A 7,621-nucleotide genomic window follows, 5' to 3' on the forward strand; every position below is an offset into this window, starting at 1 on the left:
AACTTGTAGGTGCGACAGCTTACAGCTTTGCGTAAAATCGTAGCGTTTTTAATGCAAGGGGACGCATTGGCATTGTCAGCCGATGCATTGGTATTGTCAGCCGATGCGTTGGCATTGCAGGGTATTGCCCCTAAAACGAATACTCATTCACCTCGACGAAAGAGTAAGCATAATTAGGACTTACGCAAAAATCGCCCAAAAGCTTAATTTGTCGAACCGCCAAGACGCCATCGCGTAGCGTCTCGTTAGAGAAGAACGCCTTCGCGCAGCGTCTCGCAGAGAAGAATTTGTAGAGTGTGCGTAAGTCTTAATAATAAAACGATCGCTCCCGGCTGTTAAAGTCAGGTGAGCAACAGGTCTGGCGATCGCTCTCAAGACAATTTAGGTATGCTGTATTCTTATAGCAAAAGTCTTGGTGATTAGGACATCAACAGATGATAAAACTTAGACACAAAAAGACTTTTCACGCAGTCCCCATGCCCCTAATCCCCACTCCGTGGGGGCCCCGAGTTCCCCAGTCCCCAGTCCCCAGTCCCTTGCTATAACTTCAGCGATAAATTGCTTTTTGAATAAATGCTTAATCTTATTTGCTATTTGTTTTTAGCTCAAGCATTGCCTTCTCCTACAACTACACCACAGGAAATCTTCGTTCCCCAACAAACAAGACCTTTAACAGGACATCTTGACGAAGTACCGGTATTTAACAGTAATAACCCAGAAGTAGTTCAGAGTGAAGGAATTCTGCTGTCTACATTTCCTCCTCAAGGCAAAAAAGTGCCCAGCGCCCACCTGAACTTTCCATTTCAGGGACGGTTTGATTTATTTTCTCACCATATTGCTAGAGCGATTGAGACTCCAAATGATTTGCGGACTCTTTATTTGGGTGTGATTGTTTACAATCCAAGCGATCGCCCTGCAACTGTCAACATCTTGCAAGCAGCTAGTTATGTGAGTCAACCTGATGCACCTTTTATCAAGCTTCCTCCCATGCAGTCAAATAATTCGGGAAACATTTATGCAGGTCCTGGCGATCGCGTGATGAATGATTTGCTGCGAGTCAGACGGCAGTCAGGATGGCCAGCGCAGTTGGTAATTCCACCAAAACAAAGCCGGATGTTAATGAATCATCCAATTCCAGTACGGACTTTAACGCCGCCATTGAATGGACGTTCTACTTTGTTGCATTTATATACTGATAGTCCAGTTTATATGGCGAACCTGGCCATGTTTGCCAAACCCAATCCCGATGGTAGTGAACGAGCGCCCACTTTAGAAGAATGGGAGAATTTGTTAGAAAATGGTGATTTTGCAGGGCCCCGTGAATCTGCTCCCAGTCCTCCCAATCACCTTGCAGGGGCAGCAGAAATTTACGGGCGGGTAGCGGGGGTAGCTATTGGCTCTCGTTGGCAAGCACAAGTTACCAACTCGAATAGTTCATACCTGACAATTCCCGAATCAGGACAAGCTTTTTCCTACGGTTTAAGTACCCTTTTGGCAGGAAAAATGGGTACTGGACAAAATCAAACTGCTAAATTAGTGGCGCGTTATCCTGGTACTGCTTACGAAGCTCACGGCAACTACGGCATTGAATACAACATCTCTCTACCATTAATCAACAATACGGATAAGCCGCAAACTATAAAGGTGCTTTTCCAAACGCCTATCAAAGAAGATGAGTTAAGTAAACCAGGGCTGCGCTTTTTTTCACCACCCGCACCATCTGTCTTTTTCCGAGGCACAGTTCGTATTCGCTATAATGACGATAATGGCTTACCCAGAACCCAATATTGGCATTTAGTTCAACAACGGGGACAGATGGGAGAACCGCTTGCTCAATTAAAAATATCCCCTGGCCAGCAGCGACTGGTAGAAGTGGATTTTCTCTACCCACCTGATGCTACGCCCCCTCAAATGCTGACAATTCAAACTGTAGAGCAAACTTAACAATTCAAAATTCTTGCATTAAAGACATTATATAAGGGGATTTAAACCCCGACTGAAACTGCTATATGTAACGTTTCTCAGTCCTATGGAATACAGGTCTTTGGTTTAGTGCAATTTCTGATAAAACAGATGTTGAACTGAATCTGCTGGGGCAAAATAGAAAACATGACAATTGAATCCAATTCCTCTAATCTACCAACCCCAGAACCAGCACCCGAAAACGAATTGCAACCGAATGACTTTGACGGGAGTCCAACTGAGAAAAACCTCAGCTCAGAAGTACTAGCTACACAACAAGCTCTAGCGGCGATCGCATCTTTGAAATCTCCGCAATATACAACTGCTCTACAACAAGCCCGTTCCGATCTCAACCAACCTACTACCAAGCAATTCTTAGTTAAGCCAAGGGCATTGCTAATTACTCTAATCGCGATCGCCATCACATTCACTGGAGTTATCCTGAATAACTGGATTATCGGCATTATCGGAACGCTGATAACTTTGCTGTTATCTCTTGCGATATTATTGCCTTGGTTCCAAGAAGTTTTAAACGACTGGTTTTCACCCCAAGAACGCACCCTGTTTGTGGCCTTTTTGGGACTACTAGTAGGCATCATCGGCTTGATCGAGTTTACAGGTGTAGGCGATCGCTTGCTTGTTTTAGGACACCAGATTAACTGGAACATTGCTGGAACCCTAGCAGATTGGTTTGGTGCTTTGGGGCAAATTCTGATCGCCGTTATCGCCGTCTACGTGGCGTGGCGACAATATGTCATTTCCAAAGACTTGACAATTCAGCAAAACCTGCTAACAGTTCAGCAAAACATCATTACCCAGCAGCAGACAATTGATTCCTATTTTCAAGGCGTTTCAGACTTAGTATTAGATCAAGAAGGATTATTAGAAGATTGGCCCCAAGAGAGAGCGATCGCCGAAGGACGCACTGCGGCAATTTTAAGTAGTGTAGATGGCAGTGGTAAAGCAAAAATTCTCCGCTTTCTCTCACGTTCCAAGTTGCTCTCACCCTTACAACGCGATCGGCTATTAGGTCGAGCCATTCTCGACGGGAGTGGCGGATATGCAGAAGACCGCCTAGAAGGTGTGCGTGTCATCGATTTAGGCGTAACCCTAGCAGGAGCAGACCTTTCTGGTACTGATTTACGTTGGACTGATCTGAGCGAAGCTAATCTTGTCCGCGCTAATCTGAGCGGTTGTGATTTAGTAAAAGCCAACCTCTCCCGCACAATTTTATATAGTGCTAATCTCAGTGGTGCCGATATCAACGGGATTCGCTTATTCTATGGTGTAGTGGATAAAGCATCACCCCGTAGTCGTACTCAACCACCAAATTATCAAACCGGCGAACACACTGGGGCTGTGGTGGAAAATGCCGATTTCACCAATGTGCAACGGATGTCTGAGTCTGCACGTAACTACTGTTGCACTTGGGGTGGCGAAAAAACTAGAGGTACTATTCCCGGCGGTTGTGAAGGTATTCCTAATAAGTTGGGAAGATAATTATAAGATTAGATAAAAAATTAGTTAGCCGCATTAAAAATCTGTTGTGCAGTTAAATTTAATTGAGGAAAAGTAGGTGATGAAATCGCGGTGTTGCCTTGAAACGCTGTCATTTGATATTCACCATCAACTAATTCGCACACAAAAATAGTGGGTTGTTTGGGATTGCCGATAAACTTTCTTGCACCCAATGCAGCATAATCAGCAATCCAATATTCGGGAATGCCCATTTCTTCATAATCCCTAAGTTTATTGTAGTAATCATCTCGCCAGTTAGTTGAAACAACTTCGATGACTATTGGAACCGATGCTGCAAGGCTTACTGTTGACTGTTTTTGAAAAAGCGGTTCATTGTCGAGATTATCAAGATTTAGCAGCAACACATCAGGCGAATAAGCCGATTCGGCAGAAGGAGTTTGGATCAATGCAGTTTTGGGTATAGTGTAGGGAAGATTCAGGCGATCAAACTCGACAGTTAGCTTACGCGCTATAAATCCTACAACTTTTTCATGCGAACCGGTCGGAGGCGGCATTTCAATAATTACTCCTTTGTGCAATTCATAGCGTTTTCCATCGTTGGGATACCATTCAATAAATTCATTAAAGGTGAGTAATTTGGGCAACGCTTGGGTCATAATCTTACCTCCATATATGTTTTACTTTATCATGCAATAAATGTTGATTAGGATTACAAATATATTAAATGGGTTTATGTATAGCAGGGGACTGGGGACTGGGGACTGGGTTGAAAGTCTGTTTGTATATAGGTTTTATCATCAGTTAATGTCATAACCTCCTTGTCCGTTGCTATAAATTCTTGGGGATTGCCTAAATTCAATAAACGACTGCCCGAATTCAATCAACGACTGCCCGAATTCAATCAACGACTGTCCGAATTCAATCAACGACTGCCCGAATTCAATATAGGAACTTAGTCGAAATTTAATTTTTTGTAGGTTGGGTTGAGGAACGAAACCCAACAAGCGCGGAAACGTTGGGTTTCGCTCCGCTTAACCCAACCTACAGTTAGTATTTCTAACGCTGCCTGTAGAGACAGGGGACTTAAACCCCCAAAGTTCGTTAAACGATAATATCGCTTGCCACTAATAGTGGTGATCCTTCAAGCTGAATCTCGAAATTAGCCGATAGATTACTATCAGTATTACCTTGGAGAATATCTTTTGAATAACGGATCTGACCGGGTGCGGTGAATCCGCGACTTCCTATGTAAGTGAAGGCTTGGTCGCCCGCTATATTGGTGTTAGCGTCTATGCCAGATAGATCGATTCGATCTCCTGGTAAGTTACCGTTTCCAACAAAATCTTTGATAATATCCCGTAACAAACCAGGTTGACTATCTGAAACTGAGTCGAACTGGAAAACATCGTTGCCATCGCCTCCATAGAGAGTATCGGTGCCAGCACCCCCATTGAGTAAATCATTGCCACCAAGGCCAAAGAGACCATCAGTGTCCTCTCCCCCATAGAGGTAATCGTTGCCTGCAACGCCATCGACATCATCTCCTTGAATGACATCGTAGTTAACACCCCCATAGATAGTATCGTTCCCAGCACCGCCATTGATGATATCGTAGCTAAAAGAAGCATCGCCGATAGAGTCATTACCGTCGAATCCGTTTATGTAAACAGTATCCAAATAACTACTCGGAAGAAAATTATCTCCTATAGGATCATCTACCTTAAAGTAAATTAGAGTGTCAGAGCTTGGAGTACCGTTAAGAGGATTTGCATCTGTGATTAATTCTGCCATTAATGAGTTTCTCCTAAACTTAGAGGGTAAAAAAATTACCTCATCACTTCCCCATCATCAAACGGTGTTGCTGATTAAAAGTATGAATTTGGTTTCCTCCAAAGATGCAAAGGAAACAGTTTCAAACATGGAGTTTCACACTTTCATTCAGTAACACCGAGAAAATAAGGTGGAAAAATAACGAGTGGGAAGAGATAACAGAACTACACCCGATTTGAACAGGTTTTTGCTATTAACTCTGAAGATTTAAGAAGCACTGGATTTATAGCGGTTCTTGCTTGGATGCAACACATGACCTCTCTCCTAAAAGGAGAGAGGCTTTGAATCTTACTCCCCAACCCTAGTAGGGAAGGGGTTGGGGTTAGGTCTGTATTGCACTTAAGTGAGAAGCGCTATATCGATAATTGTTGACATCAAAATAGTGCCAAGAGTCATGTTATATGGTTTTTGCACTTTTCCAACATAACCGCCACTAACGAATTATTAAGCAGTTCAAATACTTCTCCCCAGAGAGTGCCACGTGTTCCCCAATCCTAACTATGATGACCTGCAACAAATATCTGTTCTGCGGTCAAATTCAGGTCGGGAAATGTTTGGGAGATGAGGCGTTCTGTTCCCCTAAATTGTTGTCCTTGATAAGTTCCATCGACTAACTGATAAATCGTGATTACAGGTTGTTTGGATAAGCCGATGTAGCGTTTGCCTCCTAACCCTAAATAATCTGCGATCCAATACTCCTCAATGCCTAAAGCTTCGTAGTCTTCCACTTTCCGGGCATAGTCATTCTGCCAATTTGTACTCACAACCTCTACGACCAATTTAACAGACTTGCCTAATGTAATCACTGGCTCAGTTTTCCATAATGGCTCATTCGCCAAAGCCGTCTGATCGAGAATCACAACATCAGGTCTAAAGGCTGAATTTTGACCTAATGGTTTAATCAGGCATTTCATGGGAATAAATCAAGGCAAGTTGAGTAGATCAATTGCTACATTGAGCTTACGATTAATTAACCCAGCTACTTGTTCATCAAGTCCAGTGGCTTCTAAGTCGATTAGTTCTCCGTCAATTAACTTGTAGCGTACATCATCGAGATACCCAGCAACGAATGCCTCAGAGCTAAGATTGCCTATATTAATAGTGGCTGAAACCATAGATATTTATGCTTCCAGGTTCAGAACTAGAGCAAGTATTGCTGCTCTTAATTATTTTAACTAGCTTTGCTTGGGCAAAAGTCATTTCCAATTCGCTTTTTCTTAGTTCGCTTTTTCTTAGTTCGCTTTTTCGCCCATTGTGAACGTAATTGAATAATTGATTTATTTGGGATACAGAGCAACTAATTTTAATCATGGAGAAACAAAAACGCGCAGCATCTATATTTCAGAGCAAGCGGATCGACGGCGTGGGGAAAGAAATTGCTCTCTTCCTAGCGGGGCGTAGCCCATTGCGAATAGGAAAAAGCGAATTGGAGTTGACGTTTTTTGCAGCAAGAGTTTGAACCATTATGTTAATCAACTAGTAGAAAAATCTACTAGTTTAGTAATTCTCGCCTTCAGGTTGGGTGAGGATTTCAACGCCGTCTTCAGTTACAGCTAAGGTATGCTCACATTGAGCAGAAAGCTTGCGATCGCGCGTTACCGCAGTCCATTTATCGCCTAGAACCTCGACTTCGTAAGTACCTTCGTTAATCATTGGCTCAATAGTAAAAACCATCCCTGGTCTGAGGCGCTTACCCTTACCCCGTGTACCATAGTGGGGAACATCCGGCGCAGTATGGAAAATGTTACTGATACCGTGTCCAACGAAATCTCGCACTACAGAAAAGCCTTCTGCTTCAGCATACTCTTGAATAGCTGCACCAATATCTCCAATGCGTCCCCCAGGTTTAACTTCAGCAATACCCAAGCGCAAACACTCTTCTGTCACCTCTACCAACTTTCTCGTTTTTGGGGAAGGAGTACCGACAAAAAATGTCTTCGATGTATCACCGTGATAACCCTCAAGAATCGGCGTGACATCAATATTAATAATGTCACCTTCCTTGAGAATTTGTTTGGCATTGGGAATGCCGTGACAAATTACCTCATTTACACTGGTGCAAATTGATTTAGGATAGCCCTTATAACCAAGGGGTGCGCTTTTTGCTCCATGCGCTTGCGTCCAACGTTCAGCTTCATCATTTAGTTCAAGAGTGCTAACCCCTGGCTTCACGAACGGTTCGAGATGCTGGAGAAGTTTAGCTGCTAAACGCCCAGCTTGACGCATTTTGTCTAATTCTCGTTGGGATAAAATAACAATTAGTTCGGTTTTCATTAACTTTTATCTAGATATAGCAATCCGATTTGATTCCTGAATTACTCGTAGAGACTGGGGACTGGGGACTGGGGAC

The 7,621-nt window shown here is 43.2% G+C and carries 8 protein-coding genes; 3 read left to right on the plus strand and 5 right to left on the minus strand.

Annotated elements, in window-relative coordinates:
• Positions 1 to 9 precede the first annotated feature (9 nt).
• The 3 genes from ACFFAP_RS12420 to ACFFAP_RS12430 all read left to right on the plus strand — a co-directional run bounded on the left by ACFFAP_RS12420 (position 10) and on the right by ACFFAP_RS12430 (position 3,462).
• A complete protein-coding gene (locus ACFFAP_RS12420; protein WP_375511504.1) occupies positions 10 to 177 on the plus strand; it encodes a hypothetical protein in 168 nt (55 codons plus the stop codon).
• A gap of 396 nt (positions 178 to 573) precedes the next feature.
• On the plus strand, positions 574 to 1,944 hold the full coding sequence (locus ACFFAP_RS12425; protein WP_375511505.1) for a DUF3370 domain-containing protein: 1,371 nt from the start codon (positions 574 to 576) through the stop codon (positions 1,942 to 1,944).
• A 165-nt stretch (positions 1,945 to 2,109) separates the two neighbouring features.
• On the plus strand, positions 2,110 to 3,462 hold the full coding sequence (locus ACFFAP_RS12430; protein ID WP_375511506.1) for a pentapeptide repeat-containing protein: 1,353 nt from the start codon (positions 2,110 to 2,112) through the stop codon (positions 3,460 to 3,462).
• 20 nt (positions 3,463 to 3,482) lie between these two features.
• Here the strand turns inward: ACFFAP_RS12430 and ACFFAP_RS12435 are convergent, their stop codons facing one another.
• The 5 genes from ACFFAP_RS12435 to map form a co-directional block, all read right to left on the minus strand.
• Positions 3,483 to 4,097: a Uma2 family endonuclease gene (locus tag ACFFAP_RS12435; RefSeq protein WP_375511507.1), complete on the minus strand. Its 615-nt coding sequence runs from the start codon at positions 4,095 to 4,097 to the stop codon at positions 3,483 to 3,485.
• 445 nt (positions 4,098 to 4,542) lie between these two features.
• A complete protein-coding gene (locus tag ACFFAP_RS12440; protein ID WP_375511508.1) occupies positions 4,543 to 5,232 on the minus strand; it encodes a hypothetical protein in 690 nt (229 codons plus the stop codon).
• A gap of 533 nt (positions 5,233 to 5,765) precedes the next feature.
• A complete protein-coding gene (locus ACFFAP_RS12445) occupies positions 5,766 to 6,185 on the minus strand; it encodes a Uma2 family endonuclease (RefSeq protein WP_375511509.1) in 420 nt (139 codons plus the stop codon).
• A 9-nt stretch (positions 6,186 to 6,194) separates the two neighbouring features.
• A complete protein-coding gene (locus tag ACFFAP_RS12450; RefSeq protein ID WP_375511510.1) occupies positions 6,195 to 6,386 on the minus strand; it encodes a hypothetical protein in 192 nt (63 codons plus the stop codon).
• Between the two features lie 382 nt (positions 6,387 to 6,768).
• Positions 6,769 to 7,545 (minus strand): type I methionyl aminopeptidase, encoded by a 777-nt coding sequence (map, locus tag ACFFAP_RS12455; RefSeq protein ID WP_375511511.1) that lies wholly within the window; start codon positions 7,543 to 7,545, stop codon positions 6,769 to 6,771.
• Between the last annotated feature and the right edge of the window lie 76 nt (positions 7,546 to 7,621).

This window comes from uncultured Nostoc sp. (assembly GCF_964245575.1).
In the GTDB taxonomy this organism is placed as follows: Bacteria; Cyanobacteriota; Cyanobacteriia; order Cyanobacteriales; family Nostocaceae; genus Nostoc.

Bases quoted from the DNA above. Each gene is read 5' to 3' on its own strand.
- ACFFAP_RS12425 (WP_375511505.1), top strand. From the start codon at position 574: ATGCTTAATCTTATTTGCTATTTGTTTTTAGCTCAAGCATTGCCTTCT.
- ACFFAP_RS12430 (WP_375511506.1), top strand. From the start codon at position 2,110: ATGACAATTGAATCCAATTCCTCTAATCTACCAACCCCAGAACCAGCA.
- ACFFAP_RS12435 (WP_375511507.1), bottom strand. From the start codon at position 4,097: ATGACCCAAGCGTTGCCCAAATTACTCACCTTTAATGAATTTATTGAA.
- ACFFAP_RS12440 (WP_375511508.1), bottom strand. From the start codon at position 5,232: ATGGCAGAATTAATCACAGATGCAAATCCTCTTAACGGTACTCCAAGC.
- ACFFAP_RS12445 (WP_375511509.1), bottom strand. From the start codon at position 6,185: ATGAAATGCCTGATTAAACCATTAGGTCAAAATTCAGCCTTTAGACCT.
- ACFFAP_RS12450 (WP_375511510.1), bottom strand. From the start codon at position 6,386: ATGGTTTCAGCCACTATTAATATAGGCAATCTTAGCTCTGAGGCATTC.
- map (WP_375511511.1), bottom strand. From the start codon at position 7,545: ATGAAAACCGAACTAATTGTTATTTTATCCCAACGAGAATTAGACAAA.